Here is a 17023-nt window from a genome sequence, read left to right as displayed (position 1 = left end):
TGGCTCATGGCAGATCCTGCTCGTCGTTTTCGTCCAGCGGCGGCAGGTTGGCCAGCAGCTCGCCGAGCAGGCTCTGCGTCAGCCACGCCGGGATGGCCGGCAGCTGCCACTCGGCCTTGTCGGCGCACAGCAGCAGCGTGCGCAGGAAACGGTGAAAACCGGGACGGCTCTGGCGCAGGTTCAGCGTCTTGTCGCCGCAGACAAAGCTGAGGCTGGCATAGTCGCGGCCCAGCTGCGCATCCAGCCCGGTGCACAGCAGGATGTCGCTGTCGCCCGGCCGCGCCGGCGCGCTGTCGCTGAACTGCAGCGGGCGGTGATGCTGGTCGCGGCCGTCGAGGTCTTCCTCGTTCATCGCCATGCGGTGCTCCAGCGCGATGCGCTCGTCCTCGTTGCCGGCGCCGGGAATGCCGTCGCCGGGCACCTGGCTGGCGAACAGGCGCGCGATGTCGTCGACGATGGAGCGCGTCAGGCGCCGGGTCAGCCACAGCTTGTGGTCGCCCGGCTGCACCACCACCAGCAGGCGGTCTTCGGACTGGAAATAGCTAAAGGAAGTTGAACTCATCCGCGGATGGTAAAGGCTGGCCGACAAATCGCAAAGCATCACGCCATGCGCCTTATAATGCCGGTCATGACAGCCAACTCCCTGCACCCCTTTTCGCGCCTGACCCCGGATTTCCTGCTCGATGCGGTGGAAAGCCTCGGCCTGCGCTGCGACGGCCGCCTGCTGGCGCTGAACAGCTACGAAAATCGCGTCTACCAGATCGGCATCGAGGACGGCACGCCGCTGGTGGCCAAGTTCTACCGCCCGGAGCGCTGGAGCGACGCGCAGATCCAGGAAGAGCACGATTTCGCCGCCGAGCTGGCCGAACGTGACATCCCGGTGGTGACGGCGCTGGCCTTCGGCGGCCGCACGCTGCACCACTACCAGGATTTCCGCCTCGCACTGTTCCCGCGCCGCGGCGGCCACGCGCCGGAGCTGGACGACGCGAACACCCTCGCCTGGCTTGGGCGCTTCCTCGGCCGCCTGCACGCGCACGGCGCGGTGGCGCCCTACCACTTGCGGCCAACCCTGGACCTCGACAGCTATGGCGAGGCCTCGCTGCGCTGCGTGCAGGAACAGGCGCAGCTGCCCTACGACCTGGCCACCCCCTACGAACAGGCGGCACGGCAGGCGTTGGACGAGGTGCGCCGCGCCTTCGATCGCGCCGGCGATATCAGCTGGCGCCGCGTGCACGGCGACTGTCACGTCGGCAACATCCTGTGGACGCAGGAGGGGCCGCACTTCGTCGATCTCGACGACAGCTGCATGGCACCGGCGCTGCAGGACCTGTGGATGCTGCTCAGCGGCAACCGCGCGCAACAGCAGGCGCAGCTGCTGGAGCTGATCGTCGGCTACGAGGACTTCTGCGATTTCGACCGTCGCGAGCTGCACCTGCTGGAGGCGCTGCGCACGCTGCGCCTGCTGCACTACAGCGCGTGGCTGACGCGGCGGCGCGAGGATCCGGCCTTTGTCGTCGCCTTTCCGTGGTTCGATACCGCGCAGTACTGGCAGGAGCGCATTGTCGAACTGCAACAGCAGCTGGAGGCGATGCGCGAGGCGCCGCTCTGCGTCTGAGAACCTGTTCACGATCTGCTGCGCGTCGTGAAACGTTACGCGGTGAGTACGGCTTTGGTAGGCTTGTTTATCTCCAGCCAGGCGCCGCTTCCTCAGCTGTTTTCAGCTTGTCTTGCGGGAGCGCGCGAGATCGTTAGCACGTTCTGAACCCGCCCTCCGGCGGGTTTTTTTGACTCCGGAATGGCTGTGGTCGCGCACGGTTGCGGCACGGCTTGCTGCACTGCGGGACAGGGCGTGTTTTTTGCGGCGCGGCGGCTTGCATTTCTGTAGCAGATCAGGCAAGAATCATCGTTCGACATCCAAAACCCTATCAAGAAAACATAACATGGCACTTATCGTACAAAAGTACGGCGGTACCTCGATGGGCTCCCCGGAGCGCATCAAGAACGTGGCCCGCCGTGTCGCCAAATGGAAAGCCCAGGGACATGATGTGGTGGTTGTCGTATCCGCCATGAGCGGGGAAACCAACCGCCTGATCGCATTGGCCAAGGAAATCCAGGATCAGCCCGATCCGCGCGAACTCGATGTAATCATCTCTACCGGCGAACAGGTCACCATCGGCCTCTTGTCCATGGCGCTGAAGGAAATCGGCGTCGAGGCCAAGAGTTACTGCGGCTGGCAGGTGCGTGTCGTTACCGACAGCGCCTTCAACAAGGCCCGCATCCAGTCGATTGACGAAGCCGCGATGCGTGGCGACCTGGGCGAAGGCCGCGTGGTCGTTGTGGCCGGCTTCCAGGGCATCGACGAGCAGGGCAACCTCACCACGCTGGGCCGTGGCGGCTCCGACACCTCCGCGGTGGCACTGGCGGCGGCACTGAAGGCCGACGAATGCCAGATCTACACCGACGTGGACGGGGTCTACACCACCGACCCGCGCGTGGTGCCGGAAGCGCGCCGCCTGAAGACCATCACCTTCGAAGAGATGATCGAGATGGCGTCGCTGGGCTCCAAGATCCTGCAGATCCGCTCGGTGGAGTTCGCCGGCAAGTACAAGGTACGCCTGCGCGTGCTCTCCAGCTTTGAAGACGAGGGCGAGGGCACACTGATTACGTTTGAGGAAGATGAGAATATGGAAAAGGCCGTAGTTGCCGGTATCGCGTTCGACCGTAACGAAGCACGCATCAACGTCAAGGGCGTGCCGGACAAGCCGGGCATTGCCTACCAGATCCTGGGCCCGATCGCCGATGCCAACGTTGAAGTCGACATGATCATCCAGAACGTCGGCGAAAACGGCACCACCGATTTCTCCTTCACCGTGCCGCGCGGCGAGTTCCCGCGCACCATGGGCGTGCTGCGCGACGTGCAGACCCACATCGGCGCCGCCAAGATCGACGCCGACGACAAGGTGGCCAAGGTGTCCATCGTCGGTGTCGGCATGCGCTCGCACTGCGGCATCGCCTCCACCATGTTCCGCACCCTGGCGGAAGAGGGCATCAACATCCAGATGATCTCCACTTCCGAGATCAAGGTATCGGTGCTGATCGACGAGAAGTATCTGGAGCTGGCGGTGCGCGTGTTGCACAAGGCCTTCGGTCTGGACCAGGCAATTGCCAATTAATTGGCACTAGAGCTTGACAGCAGGCGCCTTCGTTAGTATTATGGCGCCTCGCTTGACGGAGAAATGGCCGAGAGGTCGAAGGCACTTCCCTGCTAAGGAAGCATACGGGCTTAAACCTGTATCGAGGGTTCGAATCCCTCTTTCTCCGCCAGCACTGCACCCGTAGCTCAGTTGGATAGAGTATTTGGCTACGAACCAAAGGGTCGGGCGTTCGAATCGCTCCGGGTGCACCACAGTCCCTATAGTTTAGCGGTTAGAACACTGCCCTTTCACGGCGGCGGCCGGGGTTCGATTCCCCGTGGGGACGCCAGGATTCAAGCAAAAACACCACCTTCGGGTGGTGTTTTTGTTTTGTCTGCACAGCCGGCGTGTGCTGGTCGGTAAAAAAGCCCACCGTGTTGCGGTGGGCTTTTGCCGTTTACAGCGGGCTGCGCTTCAGGCAGTTGTCGTAGCGCCAGCCGACGCGTTTGGCAAACCACTCGGTGGTCAGCTTGCGCGTGATCTTCGGGCTGTTCAGCCGGATCTGCGGAAACGCCTCGCGCGCCACCTTGCGGCCCAGCTGCTGGTCGGCCAGCGCCATCACCTTCTGGTACAGCGCGCTCTGGCTGAAGCTGCTGTTCTTTTCCTGTTTCAGGTCGCGCAGGATGGCGCTGTCGCTCAGCCCCAGGCGCTGGCTCATCTGGTACAGCGCGCGTTCGGTGCTGCTGGCCTCGCCGGAGGGCAGGCCGTCGCGGTAGCGCAGCAGGTCGCCGTCCGGTGCCAGCTGGCGCCCGCTCAGCTGCGCTACCGCGAGCTGGAAGGCGGCATTGCGGCTGGAGTAGCGGCCGGCGTTGAAATCGGCGAAGCGGTACACCATGTCGCGGTAGCCGGCCGGGTAGTGCAGCAGGTTGGCGGTGCCGAAGTAGATGCCGCCGCGGCGGCTGAACACCTCGTCACGCAGGCTGCCCTGATAGCGGTAGGGATAGGGCCAGGCGCGGATGTGGCCCTGGGCGAAGTCGACGCTGACCTGCATGGTGCCGGCGGTGCGGATCGGGTTCTTCATGCCCACCGGCAGGCCGAGCTTGCCGGCCTCGGCCGCCATGTCCTCGAACAGGTCGTTCATCTGCCGCTCGGTGCGCAGGCTGTCGATGCGCGACTTGTAGCTCTCGCCGGTCGGCGACGGTTTCAGCAGCGCCGCCTTCACCAGTGGCAGCGGGATGTGATAACCGGCGACCTTTTCCTCGATCTTGTTCCACACGATGGCCGGCAGGCCCGGCACCACCGGGTCGGCCTGGAAGGTCGATTCCTGCTCGATCACCGCGATCACCGCGCAGAAGTTCTCCGCCGTCGGCGGCAGCTGCAGCGCGCCGATGGCGTTGACGATGTCGTCACGCCAGCCGCTGCGCGGCTTGACGTAGATCGGCAGCAGCTTGTCCAGCAGCTGCGCCGGCGGCAGGGTCGCCTTTTTCGGTGGCGCCACGCTGGGCGGGATGCTCGGGGTGATCACCGGCGTGGTGGCGACCGGCGCCGAGGCCGGCTCGGCCAGACCGTCCTGCTGGCTGGCCAGCGGGAACGGCGTGGCCACCGGGGTCGGGGTGTGGCTGGCGCAGCCGCCCAGCAGCGACAGCAGGACAACAGGGAAAAACAGCGATCTCATGGCACGGTGTTCCGCTAATCGGCAAAGGGCAGATTCTAGCGTAACTGCCCGCCGTTCAGTCGACGCTGTCGGCGTACTGGAAGCGGTTGAGGATCTGCTGGTACAGGCCGTTGCCGTTGAGCGTGGCCAGCCCGCGGTTGAAGCGGTCGCGCAGCGCGGTAGAGCGGAAGGCGACGCGGTAGGGCAGCTTCTCGAACAGCAGGTGGTAGCTGACCGGCTGCACCACCTCGCGGAAATCGCTGACCACGCGCTGGTTCATGTACTTGAAGATGCGCTGGTCGGCGACCACCACGTCGATCAGGTGGCGGTACAGCAGCCGGTTCTGGTCGACCTGGTTGCCGGTCTCGCCGTAGCGTGGATTGTTCGCCGCCATGCGCGCGAACTCGGCGCCCAGGTACTGCGTCGCCAGCGGAAAGGCGGAGATGCTGTACTTGCCCAGCTCGGCCACCTCGCGCAGCTGCAGGTTGCGGCTGCGCAGGGTGACGGCGACATCCTCGTAGTAGACGTAGGGCTCGGAATAGGCCGCCTTCAGCCCGGAATCCGGGCGGATGGTGGCGATGGCGTCGATGCGCGGGTTTTTCAGTGCCAGCGGCAGCCGCTTCTGCGCCATGAACACCGGCTGCATGCCCAGCCCCTCGGCGCGCAATGCCTCGCGGATGATCTCCACCTCGATGCCGGATGCCTGCTGCGGCATCACGTACGGCTCCAGCGATTCGCCGAAGGCGACGTTCAGCACCTGCGCTGCGGCCAACGTTGGATACAGGCTCAACAGCACGGCGGGCAGCAGACGGTAATGACGGCTCATGGGGTGCATCCTGGACTAGGTAATGACATTTGCCTGAGTGATTGGCCGCGTCAATTGCCGCCGCCACTTTCATGCTACACCTTCCGCCAGCCAGATGAATGGTCGGCGCTGGTCGCCGCCGGCAGAACAGCCTGTTCTGCCACCACCCGGGCGTGGCAAAAGCCGTAACTTTTTTATGGGTATTGCAACGCTATGTCAATGAAAAAAAAGCCTTTTTCAGGTGAAAGCCGCGCCGCTTTCTGGCACAATGCGCGGTCTTACACGGAATACCTGCCACGATGACGCTTCCTGCCGCACCACAACCGATCAACAGTTACCGCAAATACTGGGCGCAGCGCTTCGGCACCGCGCCGTTCCTGCCGATGAGCCGCGCCGAGATGGACGAGCTGGGCTGGGATTCATGCGACATCATCATTGTCAGCGGCGACTGCTACATCGACCATCCGAGCTTCGGCATGGCGCTGATCGGACGGCTGCTGGAGGCGCAGGGTTTCCGCGTCGGCATCATCGCGCAGCCGGACTGGAACAGCGCCGACGCCTTCCGCGAGCTGGGCAAGCCCAACCTGTTCTTCGGCGTCACCGCCGGCAACATGGACTCGATGATCAACCGCTACACCGCCGATCGCCGCCCGCGCTCCGACGACGCCTACACCCCGCACGCCGAGGCCAACAAGCGCCCGGACCGCGCGGTGACGGTGTACGCGCAGCGCTGCCGCGAGGCCTATCCCGGCGTCGGCGTGATGATCGGCAGCATCGAGGCATCGCTGCGCCGCATCGCCCACTACGACTACTGGAGCGAGAAGGTGCGCCCGTCGGTGCTGGTGAACTCCAAGGCCGACATCCTGCTGTACGGCAACGCCGAGCGCGCGCTGGTGGAAATCGCCCACCGCGCCTCGCGCGGCGAGAAACTGTCCGAGATGCGCGACATCCGCGGTACCGCCTTCGTGGTGCCGCACGGCTGGCGCCCGGACGAAGAATGGCAGGAGATGGACTCCAGCGTGGTCGACGTGCCGGGCAAGGTCGATGTCCACCTCAACCCGTACGAAGAGATTCCGGAACAGGCGGCCAAGGCTACCGCCGGCAACGATGCGGCCAAGCCACAGGTGATCCGCATCGAATCGCGCGAGGAGCGCCTGGCCAAGCGCCGCGCCGAACGCGCCAAGACCGTGATCCGCATCCCGTCCTACGAGGCGGTGGCGCACGACCCGGTGCTGTACGCACACGCCAGCCGTACGCTGCATCTGGAATCCAACCCCGGCAACGCCCGCGCGCTGGTGCAGGGCCACGGCACGCGCGACGTGTGGCTGACGCCGCCACCGATCCCGCTGACCACCGAGGAAATGGACTTCGTATTTGGTCAGCCCTACGCCCGCAATCCGCACCCGAGCTACGGCGACGCGCACATCCCGGCGTGGGAGATGATCAAGTACTCGGTCAACATCATGCGCGGCTGTTTCGGCGGCTGTACCTTCTGCTCGATCACCGAGCACGAGGGCCGCATCATCCAGAGCCGTTCGGAAGAATCGATCCTGAAAGAGATCGAGGAAATCCGCGACAAGACGCCGGGCTTCACCGGCCACATCTCCGATCTGGGCGGCCCGACCGCCAACATGTACCGCCTGAGCTGCAAGGACCCGAAGATCGAGCGTTCCTGTCGCAAGCTGTCCTGTGTCTATCCGGACGTGTGCGAAAACCTGGGCACCGACCACGGCCCGCTGATCCAGCTGTATCGCAAGGCGCGCGCGCTGCCGGGCATCAAGAAGATCAACATCCAGTCCGGCCTGCGCTACGACCTGGCGGTGAAATCGCCTGAGTACATCAAGGAGCTGGTGCAGCACCACGTCGGCGGCTACCTGAAGATCGCGCCGGAACACACCGAGGACGGCCCGCTGTCCAAGATGATGAAGCCGGGCATGGGCGCCTACGACAAGTTCAAGGAGCTGTTCGAGCGCTTCAGTCGCCAGGCCGGCAAGGAGCAGTACCTGATCCCGTACTTCATCGCCGCCCACCCGGGCACCAGCGACGAAGACATGGTCAACCTGGCGCTGTGGCTGAAGAAGAACAACTTCCGCCTCGACCAGGTGCAGACCTTCACCCCGACGCCGATGGCGATGGCCACCACCATGTGGCACACCCGTCGCAACCCGCTGAAGCGCCTCTCCCGCAGCTCGGAAAAGGTGGACGTGGTGCGCGACGGCTACCGCCGCAAGCTGCACAAGGCGCTGCTGCGCTACCACCACCCGGACAACTGGCAGATCATTTACGACGCGCTGATCGACATGGGGCGCGGTGACCTGATCGGCCACAGCAAGCAGTGCCTGATCCCGCCGACGCCGCCGGGCGACAAGGCCGCCGCCGCGCGCCATCGTTTCGGCCAGCAGCCGCTGGGCCGTGGCAAGCCGCAGGGCCAGCGCGCCCCGGCCGGCAGTCCGCGTGGCAGCGGCAAGACCTTCACCGCCAGCGCCAAACCGGCCGCCGCCAAGGTGCCGGCCGGCAAGCCCGCCGCGGCCAAGCCCAACACCGGTCGTGGTGGTGGCGGCGCCAAACCGGGCAGCAAGGTTGGCCGCAGTCGTTAACCCGCATCACCACAGCCGCCCCCCGGGGCGGCTTTTTGCTGCCGCGCACGGCGCACCTTGCTGCCGCGGCGCGGTCGAACTCCCATCAGTCTTGAAATCTGTTTACGATCTGCTGCCACTGATATCAATGGGGCGATACGGCGTTAAAAACGCCTTCGGCATGCTGGTTTATCTCCGGATAAACACCGCTTCCTCCGCCGTTTTGCCTTGTCTCGCGTGAGCTCGCGAGATCGTAAACAGGTTTTTATCGCCAGAAAGCCAGATCATGCCTCTCATCGCCTTCGATAACAGCTACGCCCGTGACCTGCCGCAACACGCGGTGCCGTGGCAACCGGCCATCCCGCCGCAGCCGCGGCTGCTGTTCTGGAACGCCGCGCTGGCACAGGAACTGGGGCTGGACAGCGCGGATATCGCCACGGAAACGCTGGCTGCCCAGTTCTCCGGCGCGGTGCTGCCGGATGGCGCACAGCCGGTGGCGCAGGCCTACGCCGGCCACCAGTTCGGCGGCTATTCGCCGACGCTGGGCGACGGCCGCGCGCTGCTGCTGGGCGAGGTGATCGACCGCTGCGGCCAACGTCGCGACCTCGCCTTCAAGGGCAGCGGGCGCACCCCGTTCTCGCGTCGCGGCGACGGCAAGGCGGCGGTGGGGCCGATGCTGCGCGAGCTGATCATCGGCGAGGCGATGCAGGCGCTGGCCATTCCCACCACCCGCGCGCTGGCGGTGGTGGCCACCGGCGAGACCGTGTCCCGTGAACGGCCGCTGCCCGGCGCGGTGCTGACCCGCGTCGCCGCCAGCCACCTGCGCGTCGGCACCTTCGAGTACTTCGCCAACGGCGAGGACGAGGACGCGCTGCGGCAGCTGGCCGACTACGCCATCCGCCGCCACGATCCGGCGCTGCTGGATGCGGCCAACCCCTACCTCGCCTTTCTCGACGCGGTGTGCCGGCGCCAGGCGCGGCTGATCGCGCAGTGGATGCACGCCGGTTTCATCCACGGCGTGATGAACACCGACAACATGACCATCAGCGGCGAAACCATCGACTACGGCCCGTGCGCGTTCATGGACGCCTATGACCCGGCCACCGTGTTCAGCTCCATCGACGAGCGCGGCCGCTACGCCTACGGCAACCAGCCCGCCATCGCGCAGTGGAACCTGGCGCGGCTGGCGGAAACGCTGCTGCCGCTGCTGGAGGCCGAATCGCAGCAACAGGCCGTGGCGCAGGCCACCGAGGTCATCCACCGCTTTGTCGATCATTACCGCGAACAGTGGCTGGCGCAGGCGCGGCGCAAGCTCGGCCTCTACACGGCAGAGGACGACGACCAGCAGCTGGCCGACGACTGGCTGGTGCTGCTCAAGGCGCAGCAGGCGGACTTCACCCTTTGCTGGCGCTACCTCGCCGACGCGGTGGACGGCGACGGCGCCAGGTTGGCCGCACAGTTCGCCGATCCGGCCGCGTTGCAGCCGTGGCTCGCGCGCTGGCAGCAACGCCTCGCCGCCGAGCCGCAGCCGGCCGCCACACGCGCTAGCGCGATGCGCGCGCTCAATCCGCTGTACATCGCGCGCAATCATCTGGTGGAAGAAGCACTGGCCGCCGCCAGCGAGCACGGCGACATGAGCCTGACACTGCGGCTGCTGGACGTGCTGGCCGACCCGTTCACCGAGCGTGACGGACTGGAACGCTACGCGCTGCCGGCGGCGGCGGAGCTGGTGGCCGGCTATCGTACTTTCTGCGGGACGTGACCTTGGCCGGATAACACTGATTGATCTGATCAATGAATGAAGGTTGGCCGCAAACCGTCATGGTTTGCGGCCAACCTTGTTATTGGGCGGGTGCTGCGGTGGTTTGCTTGGGCTTTTGTGGTGCTGATCGGAGTCCGCTGCTGATTCCGGTGATCCGTTGCCAGGATTTTCAGTCAGTTGCCAACCGCGTGTTACGGCGTGGTCAGTCCCCGCTGGACTTCGCGGCTTGATGCTCGGCCCACAGCCGCTCGATCATGGCCCGGAAGCCTTCGTCTTCCGCAATCGTATGCTGCTCAATGTCAGCCACTGTGCCGTGGTATAGCTCCTCGCCACTATCCTGGGGGGCGGCCAATGCGCTACGGAAACTGTTTTCGGCTGCCAGTGTTTCGCCGAGCAGCCACTGTACATAGGCAAGATTGCCGCGGGTCATGCCGCAATCCGTACGTCGTTCGAGGCTTGCAAGCAGATCGTTGTGCGCTTCGCTCAGCAGGGATAGGGCTTGCTCCCTGTTCTGCCACGCGTTCTTGGCTTTCATTAGAGCAGCAAAGCCTTTGCTGTTAAGGGCAATGGCGACCTGCTCGCGGATGGCTGGGGTAGTGTCGGACGAGTAAGTGGTGATCAGCTGCCGGTAGATGGCTATTTTCTCGGCGGGCTGCTGCATTTGTCCGAGAACGATTCCCATATTGAGCATGGCCTTGGCGACCAGCTCGCGGATGGCAGGGGTATTGTCGGACGAGTAAGTGGCGATCAGCTGCTGGTAGGTGGCGATGGCTTCGTTCGGCTTCTGCACTTGTCCGAAGGTGATTCCCATATTGAGCATGGCCTTGGCGGCCTGTTCGCGGATGGCGGGAGTATTGTCGGACGAATAAGAGTCAATCAGCTGCTGGTAGCTAGCGATGGCTTCGCCCAGCTGCTGCATTTGTCCGTGGGTGATCCCCATGCTGAGCATGGCCTTGGCGACTTGCTCGCGGATGAGGGGAATATTGTCGGACGAATAAGAGTCAATCAGCTGCTGGTAGGTGGCGATGGCTTCGTCCGGCTGCTGTATTTCTCCGAGGGCAATTCCCATATTGAGCATGCTCCCAGCCACTTGTGTGCGGATAGCGGGGGTGGTGTCGGACGAGTAAGTGGCGATTAGCTGCTTGTAGGTGGCGATGGCCTCAGTCGGCTTCTGCATTTCTCCTAAGCTAACCCCCGTATTGACCATAGCCTTGGCGACCTGTTCGCGGATGGCAGGTGTGTTGTCGGACGAATAGGTGTCGATCAGCTGCTGGTAGGCCGTGCCTGCTTCGGCATGGCGTTTCAGCTGATGCAAAGTGAGCGCGCGATTAAGAAGGGCCTGCGCCGAGTTGGCCGCACCTGCATTGGGGATGCTGCTCGCGTGTTTCCAGTACAGCGCGGCATCTTCGTATTGTTTGGCGTGGTAAGCGTCGAAGGCCCGGGTATTCCAGTCATCAAAAGAATAACTGGCTTCCGGTTTGGCCCTGATGTCTTCTGCGCTTTGACGCAGTGCGGCTTCCTCGTCTCGGTTGATGGGCGCGCCGTCTTCAACAGACGTCTTCATCCTTTCCTGCATTTGCGTGATGGCAGCATCGCGCTTTTGCACCACCTCGTTTACCGAGTGCTCAATAGCCTGATGACCCTGCACCGCTTTTTTCTTCAGTTCATCAATTTGTGCGAGCAAGTCTTCATGGTTGCTATCGAACCATTGCCGGCTGGCCGTCTTGGCCTCTTCTTTGGCTTGTCGGGTGACGGAAAGATAGCCAATCAAGCCGACAAGGGCGAGCAGCAGCGTCACTACCAGCCCCGCAATCCCGGTGATTACCGCAAACCGGTCTACCGCCTGCCCAATATCGCCGACGCGGTTGTTCTGATCGTCCAGCCGTTCATCGAGCGCCTCGATACGGTTCTTCAGGCTGTCGACATCCTTCTGGGTCAGCTCGCGGCTGCTGTCGATCTTCAGTTGCAGCAGTTCCTTTTGCGCATCGAGCTCAACCTGACCGAACTTTTCGTTGGCAGCGGCGGGGAGGGCAAGACTGAACAGCAGGCTAAGGACAAGCAGGCGAAGGAATGAGGCCATGATGGGATGCGCGGCAACGGTTATGCGATGAGGCTGGATTATGCCAGCAGCAGAATGGCAAAGCGCCGCTTTTCGGCAACAAAGCGGCACTTTGCCGTTTGATCCTGGTTGATGCCTTGCATGGTCAGCACCCACAACACAAGCCGGGTGTCGGCGCCCTGTGCCACCTTACCCACCAGCAAGTTCAGGATGGCTTTGCCGGATGCCGGTGTGTGCCGCTTGCTGTCTGGCCAACGTTGGCCGCCTGTTTGGGACAGTGCCGTATCGATGCGGGCACGCTGCCTCGCGCCCGGTGGCGGATTATCGCTAGACTGGCTGCCTTATCACTCTGGGAGTCCGGCCATGTCGCAGCACAGTTTCCAGTTCAGTCTTGGCGCCGATCCGCAGGCGCGCGAAGTCGTCCAGCTGGGCCTCAAGGCCTTCAACGTCGGGCAGATCGGCGATTACGCTTATCAGGATGTCGAACTGTACGCGCGGGACGAGGCCGGCGCGGTGGTCGGCGGCCTGTTCGGCCACTCCGGCATGGGCTGGCTGTACGTCGACTACCTGTGGCTGGACGCCGCGCAGCGCGGCGCCGGCCTGGGTGCGCAACTGATGGCGCAAGTGGAAGTCGAGGCGCGCCGTCGTGGCTGCGTCGGCGTGTTCCTGTACACCTATAGCTTCCAGGCGCCGGACTTCTACCACAAGCTGGGCTACCAGCTGATGGGGGGGCTGGAAGACTGCCCGCCGGGGCACCAGCGGCTGTACCTGAAAAAGCCGCTGCCGGCGGTTGCCGTGCCACCCGTCGCCTGAGCCGTGTGTTGCCGGCGCCGCGGCAGTGGCCAAGCGCCGCTGTCGCGCCTGGCCGCATCGCGCCGCTGGCGGCGATTCGCAGTAAGATGTCTGCCTCACCGTTATCGCCAGGCCCGCCATGATCCTGATCCACACCCCCAGTGCCAAAGAAGTTGCCGCCTACCTCGAGCTGTTCCGCGCCGCGCTGCCGCAGCATCAGTTCATCAGTCTGGATGAGATGACGCAGCCGGAGGCGGTGCAGTACGTGATCACCTGGGGGCCGCCACCGGCGCTGTTTGCCCGGCTGCCGAAGCTTGAGGCGGTGTTCGCGCTCGGCGCCGGCGTCGACAAGCTGCTGGTGCGCGACGATCTGTCGCCGCAGACGCCGATCTACCGCCTGCTCGATGGTGGCATGGCGCAGCAGATGAGCGAGTACATCCGCTTCGGCGTGCTGTCCTACCAGCGGCACATGGATGTCTATCGCCGCCAGCAGGCGGCGGGGGTGTGGAAGATGCTGGCGCCGAAGCTGCCGGCCGAGGTGCGCGTCGGCGTGCTGGGGCTGGGCGAGATCGGCAGCGCGGTGGCGCAGGCGCTGGCCGCCGACGGTTACCGGGTCAGCGGCTGGAGCCGCAGCGCCAAGCAGGTGGCCGGCATTTGCTGCCTGCACGGCGATGACGGTCTGGCCGCGCTGCTGGCCGGCAGCGAGGTGCTGGCCTGTGTGTTGCCGTCCACGCCGCAGACGCAGGGCCTGCTGAACGCGCAAAGGTTGGCCGCACTGCCGCCAGGCGCGATGCTGATCAACGCCGGCCGTGGCGACCTGCTGGACGAGGACGCGCTGCTGGCGCTGCTGGATGCCGGCCATCTGCGCTGTGCGCAGCTGGACGTGTTCGCCAGCGAGCCGCTGCCGCACGGCCATCGGCTGTGGCAACACCCGGCGGTGACGGTGACGCCGCACATCGCCGCCATCACCCTGCGCGAGGAAGCCGTGCGCCAGATTGCGGCCAACCTTGAGCGGCTGGCGGCGGGGGACGCGGCGCAGGGGCAGGTGCTGCGCGAGCGCGGCTACTGATGGCGCAGCAGATCAGTTGCGACAGCTGCCGCGCCTGCTGTTGCCGGCTGGAGGTGATGCTGATTGCCGGCGACGACGACGTGCCGGACCGCTTTGTCACCCAGGACCAGTGGGGCGGCCACGTGATGCTGCGGCTGGACGACGGCTGGTGTGCGGCGCTGGACCGGCAGACCATGCTGTGCACCATCTACGCGGTGCGGCCATGGATCTGCGCCGACTATCAGGAAGGCGAGCCGGATTGCCTGGAGCAGCGCAAGCTGATTCCGCTGTTCCCGGCGCACAGCTAGCCAGCGGCTGGCGCCGGCCGCGGCCGGACAGCGCTGCGGCCAGGCTTGCGTACCGGTTCACATCACGCTCGCGTCACGGGCGCACCACGTGCCAGACATTGCCGATATTGTCGCCCATCATGTCGCCCGGCTTCTGGTCGCCGGACCAGAAGTACAGCGGCTTGCCGCGATAGGTCCATTGCCGGCTGCCGTCGTTGCGGTTGCTGAGGCCGTAGTCGCCGCTCGCGCTGGCGCCGGCCGGGGCGAGGTAGGGCGGCCATTTCATCGCGCAGTCGCCGTAGCACACGCTGCTGCCGGCCTGATCCCTGTCAAAGCTGTACAGCGTCTTGCCGCCGTGCGCCATCAGTATGCCGCCGCGGAACATCGCCGGCGGCATCATCGCCATGCCGCTGTGCATGCCATCGTGTTGCATCATCGCGCCATCCTGCGGCATGGGCATGCCGCCCTGTGCGTGGCGGGCGCCATGACCGTAGCCGCCGCAGCCTGCCAGCAGCGACAGCGCCATGGCGGCGAGGAGTAGGGGGGAGTTCATCGTCGATTCCTTTCCGGAAGTGTGGCAAGAGCCTCCCTTACCATAGCCCATGGCGGCGGCGTTGTCGGCCTGTGACTCGGCGTGGTGGCAGCGGCTAGCCAGTGCCGGCGCCGGCGGCGTAACATCGCCGCATCGTCACGCGTTTGCCGGTGTGCCACATGTCCCTTCTTCCGCTCTATGCCCGGCTGCAGCAGCAGTTGCCGGCGGGCAGCGCCCTTACCCTGTTGCAGCTGGATGGCGACGAAACCCGGCTGGCCAGCGGCAGCGGTAGCGCGCCGCCACGGCTGCTGAGCCTGCCGCTGGGCTACCGTCGCACCGCGCAGCAACACTTCCGCCACCAGCCACCGACGGCGGCGGAAATCGAGCTGGCGATCATGACGGTGGAGGATGCGCTGGCGCCGGCACGGGCGCAGCTGGCAGCGGCGTCGCGGCTGTACAGCCAGGATGGCGCGCTGCGTGCACTGGCCGCCCAGGCCGGCGTGCACGGCAGCGGCACGCTGTGGCTGTCCACCGCGCAGCTGGAGTTCACCTTCGGCCGCTTTGCCGAGGTGGTGCAGGGGCGTCCGGCGGCGCTGGAGGGGCTGCCGACGGACGGCGAGTTTGCCGCCCGGCTGTTGATCCTGCGCGAGCTGAGCCACCATCTCGGCTTTGACGGCATCCACCTGCTGCCGGAGCGTTAGCTTTACCTTATCGCTTTACTCAACTACGCCGGGTCTTGAGCGTCGCCACCACGGGGTGGGCTGGCATTGTGGGTTGTTGCCGATGAAACGTTAGGAGTCCCTATGTCTAAATGCATCGTTTTAGTTCCGAGTGCACCTTACTCTGACGAGAGTGAAGCGTTTTTGCGTTCACTTTTGGAGGAAGCGCCTGACCTGTTATCTGTTGTCGGTCCTTACGCGGGGAGTTGGGAAGATGGGGTGGATTGGCTGTGTGTGAAGCTGGAGGTGCGCGAAAATACTGAGGCTTTCTGTATCACCACGGCGCATATTGATGACCGTCTTGAAGACGTGGTGGCTTTTGCAAATCAATGGTGCGAGCTGAAAGGGTGGCAACACGATGTCCGCGTTGTTAGAACCTGATCTTTGGGCCAAGCGGAATTCCACATGACAAGTTGGCCCGTAGTGCTTATCTCCGACGATAAACGAGATCAAGGTTGGCCGCATTGTGGCGAAAAGCGCGTGATACAGAGTGGGTGCATTTTCAGCCCTGCGGACTCAGCCGGCGTGCCAAGAGCCGCGCGCGGGCATGGTCGTAGCACCAGTTGAAGACATAGGTGTAGGGCAGGAAGAACAGCAGGATGCCGACATCGAGCAGGAACGCCTGCCAGTAGCTGATCGCCATCCACCACGCTGCCACCGGCACGCACAGGAACACCAGCCCGCCCTCGAAGGCGATGGCGTGCACGCTGCGCACCAGCGGCGTGCGCTGCCAGCCGGCGCGCCGCTCCAGCCGTTCGAACAGCGCATTGAACAGCATGTTCCAGCTCATCGCGATGCTGGACATCAGCAGCGCCAGCACGCCGACGTGGCCGAGTCCGGCATCGAGCAGCCAGCTGCCCAGCGGCACCAGCAGCGCCATCGCGCACACCTCGTACAGCACGGCATGCAACAGCCGTTCACGCAGTGTCTTGTCGGGGGTCATCATTGCGGCCAACCTTTCTTGTGCTATCGGATTGACGGCCAGTGTGATAGGTTTTTCTGCCTGATAACAGCTAGCATCCATCGGAGAAACCGATATGTTCATTTCTGCCGACGCCATCGCCGCGTTCGTGCTGGCCGCGGAGCTGGGCTCGTTCTCGGCGGCGGCGCGGCGGCTGGGCAAGCGCCAGTCCACCATCAGCGAGACCATCGCCAACCTGGAGATCGACCTCGGCATCACGCTGTTCGAGCGTGGCGGGCGCCAGCCGCAGCTCACCGCCGCCGGGCAGCGGCTGTTGCCGGCGGCGCGGCAGACGCTGGCGGCGCAGGACAGCTTGCAGCTGGAGGCGCAGCTGCTGGCCGGCGGGCTGGAACCGCGGCTGACGCTGGTGCTGTCGGACACCTTTCACACCGGCGACTTCGAGGCGATGCTGTCCGAGTTTGCCGAGCGCTTTCCGACGCTGGAGCTGGAGTGCCTGGTCGGCGAGCAGGAGGACGTGCTGGCGCTGCTGCAGAGCGGCCGCGCGCAGCTGGGCCTGCTCACCGCGCTGGCCGGCTACCCGGCGGACATCGCCAGCTGCAGCCTGCCGCGCCCGGCCGACACCGCGCTGTATGTCGCGGCCGGCCATGCGCTGGCGCGGCAGGACACGGTGACGGCGGCACACTTGCGCCAGCACCGCGAGCTGCGGCTGAAGACCTATCAGGACAGCCCGGTA

17 protein-coding genes and 3 tRNA genes are annotated in these 17023 nt (G+C 64.9%); 13 read left to right on the top strand and 7 right to left on the bottom strand.

The window, feature by feature from the left end; genetic code table 11:
• Nucleotides 1-4: 4 nt before the first annotated feature.
• The gene (locus tag ACG97_RS07255) at nt 5-562 is read right to left on the bottom strand and encodes a hypothetical protein (RefSeq protein WP_047966684.1); all 558 of its coding nucleotides are present in this window, start codon (nt 560-562) and stop codon (nt 5-7) included.
• 66 nt (nt 563-628) lie between these two features.
• On the opposite strand from ACG97_RS07255, the gene ACG97_RS07250 reads away from it, so the two are divergent.
• From ACG97_RS07250 to ACG97_RS07230, 5 genes are all read left to right on the top strand, one after another.
• The gene (locus ACG97_RS07250) at nt 629-1615 is read left to right on the top strand and encodes a serine/threonine protein kinase (RefSeq protein WP_047966780.1); all 987 of its coding nucleotides are present in this window, start codon (nt 629-631) and stop codon (nt 1613-1615) included.
• Nucleotides 1616-1940: 325 nt separating this feature from the next.
• Nucleotides 1941-3173, top strand: a complete 1233-nt coding sequence (locus tag ACG97_RS07245; RefSeq protein WP_047966683.1) for an aspartate kinase — start codon at nt 1941-1943, stop codon at nt 3171-3173.
• Nucleotides 3174-3230: 57 nt separating this feature from the next.
• Nucleotides 3231-3324: transfer RNA gene (locus ACG97_RS07240), tRNA-Ser, on the top strand.
• Nucleotides 3325-3329: 5 nt separating this feature from the next.
• Nucleotides 3330-3406, top strand: a tRNA-Arg gene (locus tag ACG97_RS07235).
• Nucleotides 3407-3408: 2 nt separating this feature from the next.
• Nucleotides 3409-3483: transfer RNA gene (locus ACG97_RS07230), tRNA-Glu, on the top strand.
• A gap of 108 nt (nt 3484-3591) precedes the next feature.
• Here the strand turns inward: ACG97_RS07230 and ACG97_RS07225 are convergent.
• Both ACG97_RS07225 and ACG97_RS07220 read right to left on the bottom strand, forming a co-directional pair.
• Nucleotides 3592-4809: a DUF1615 domain-containing protein gene (locus ACG97_RS07225; RefSeq protein ID WP_047966682.1), complete on the bottom strand. Its 1218-nt coding sequence runs from the start codon at nt 4807-4809 to the stop codon at nt 3592-3594.
• 55 nt (nt 4810-4864) lie between these two features.
• Nucleotides 4865-5614 carry an ABC transporter substrate-binding protein gene (locus ACG97_RS07220; protein ID WP_053068103.1) on the bottom strand — a complete coding sequence of 250 codons (750 nt, stop codon included), beginning with the start codon at nt 5612-5614 and terminating at the stop codon, nt 4865-4867.
• A 278-nt stretch (nt 5615-5892) separates the two neighbouring features.
• Between ACG97_RS07220 and ACG97_RS07215 the strand changes: the two genes are divergently transcribed.
• Nucleotides 5893-8190, top strand: a complete 2298-nt coding sequence (locus tag ACG97_RS07215) for a YgiQ family radical SAM protein (protein ID WP_047966681.1) — start codon at nt 5893-5895, stop codon at nt 8188-8190.
• Between the two features lie 265 nt (nt 8191-8455).
• Entirely contained in the window at nt 8456-9931 is a 1476-nt protein-coding gene (locus tag ACG97_RS07210; RefSeq protein WP_047966680.1) for a YdiU family protein, read from the top strand.
• Nucleotides 9932-10133: 202 nt separating this feature from the next.
• On the opposite strand, the gene ACG97_RS07205 is transcribed toward ACG97_RS07210, so the two are convergent.
• On the bottom strand, nt 10134-12011 hold the full coding sequence (locus tag ACG97_RS07205) for a tetratricopeptide repeat protein (RefSeq protein WP_047966679.1): 1878 nt from the start codon (nt 12009-12011) through the stop codon (nt 10134-10136).
• A gap of 38 nt (nt 12012-12049) precedes the next feature.
• On the bottom strand, nt 12050-12178 hold the full coding sequence (locus ACG97_RS18150; RefSeq protein ID WP_255348027.1) for a hypothetical protein: 129 nt from the start codon (nt 12176-12178) through the stop codon (nt 12050-12052).
• Nucleotides 12179-12353: 175 nt separating this feature from the next.
• Between ACG97_RS18150 and ACG97_RS07200 the strand changes: the two genes are divergently transcribed.
• The 3 genes from ACG97_RS07200 (at nt 12354) to ACG97_RS07190 (ending at nt 14138) form a co-directional block, all read left to right on the top strand.
• The gene (locus tag ACG97_RS07200) at nt 12354-12803 is read left to right on the top strand and encodes a GNAT family N-acetyltransferase (RefSeq protein ID WP_047966678.1); all 450 of its coding nucleotides are present in this window, start codon (nt 12354-12356) and stop codon (nt 12801-12803) included.
• A 118-nt stretch (nt 12804-12921) separates the two neighbouring features.
• Nucleotides 12922-13851, top strand: a complete 930-nt coding sequence (locus ACG97_RS07195; protein WP_053068102.1) for a glyoxylate/hydroxypyruvate reductase A — start codon at nt 12922-12924, stop codon at nt 13849-13851.
• Complete coding sequence (locus ACG97_RS07190) at nt 13851-14138, top strand: YkgJ family cysteine cluster protein (RefSeq protein ID WP_047966677.1); 288 nt, start codon at nt 13851-13853, stop codon at nt 14136-14138. The genes ACG97_RS07195 and ACG97_RS07190 overlap by 1 nt, the downstream gene beginning before the upstream one ends.
• A gap of 73 nt (nt 14139-14211) precedes the next feature.
• Here ACG97_RS07190 and ACG97_RS07185 read toward each other — a convergent pair whose 3' ends face one another.
• Nucleotides 14212-14670, bottom strand: coding sequence for a hypothetical protein (locus ACG97_RS07185; RefSeq protein ID WP_238377286.1), 459 nt, complete (start codon nt 14668-14670; stop codon nt 14212-14214).
• Between the two features lie 158 nt (nt 14671-14828).
• On the opposite strand from ACG97_RS07185, the gene ACG97_RS07180 reads away from it, so the two are divergent.
• Nucleotides 14829-15350 (top strand): hypothetical protein, encoded by a 522-nt coding sequence (locus tag ACG97_RS07180; RefSeq protein WP_047966676.1) that lies wholly within the window; start codon nt 14829-14831, stop codon nt 15348-15350.
• 102 nt (nt 15351-15452) lie between these two features.
• The gene (locus tag ACG97_RS17565) at nt 15453-15749 is read left to right on the top strand and encodes a hypothetical protein (protein ID WP_156167992.1); all 297 of its coding nucleotides are present in this window, start codon (nt 15453-15455) and stop codon (nt 15747-15749) included.
• 121 nt (nt 15750-15870) lie between these two features.
• Here the strand turns inward: ACG97_RS17565 and ACG97_RS07175 are convergent, their stop codons facing one another.
• Nucleotides 15871-16314, bottom strand: coding sequence for a multidrug/biocide efflux PACE transporter (locus tag ACG97_RS07175; protein ID WP_047966675.1), 444 nt, complete (start codon nt 16312-16314; stop codon nt 15871-15873).
• 91 nt (nt 16315-16405) lie between these two features.
• Here ACG97_RS07175 and ACG97_RS07170 point away from each other — a divergent pair.
• The coding region (locus ACG97_RS07170; protein ID WP_047966674.1) for a LysR family transcriptional regulator at nt 16406-17023 on the top strand (618 nt) is incomplete at its 3' end.

Origin of the sequence: Vogesella sp. EB, assembly GCF_001037925.1 — a bacterium.
Taxonomy (GTDB): domain Bacteria; phylum Pseudomonadota; class Gammaproteobacteria; order Burkholderiales; family Chromobacteriaceae; genus Vogesella; species Vogesella indigofera.
The sequence above is the reverse complement of the archived record's forward strand: the minus strand, read 5'-3'. Positions and strand labels throughout refer to the sequence as shown.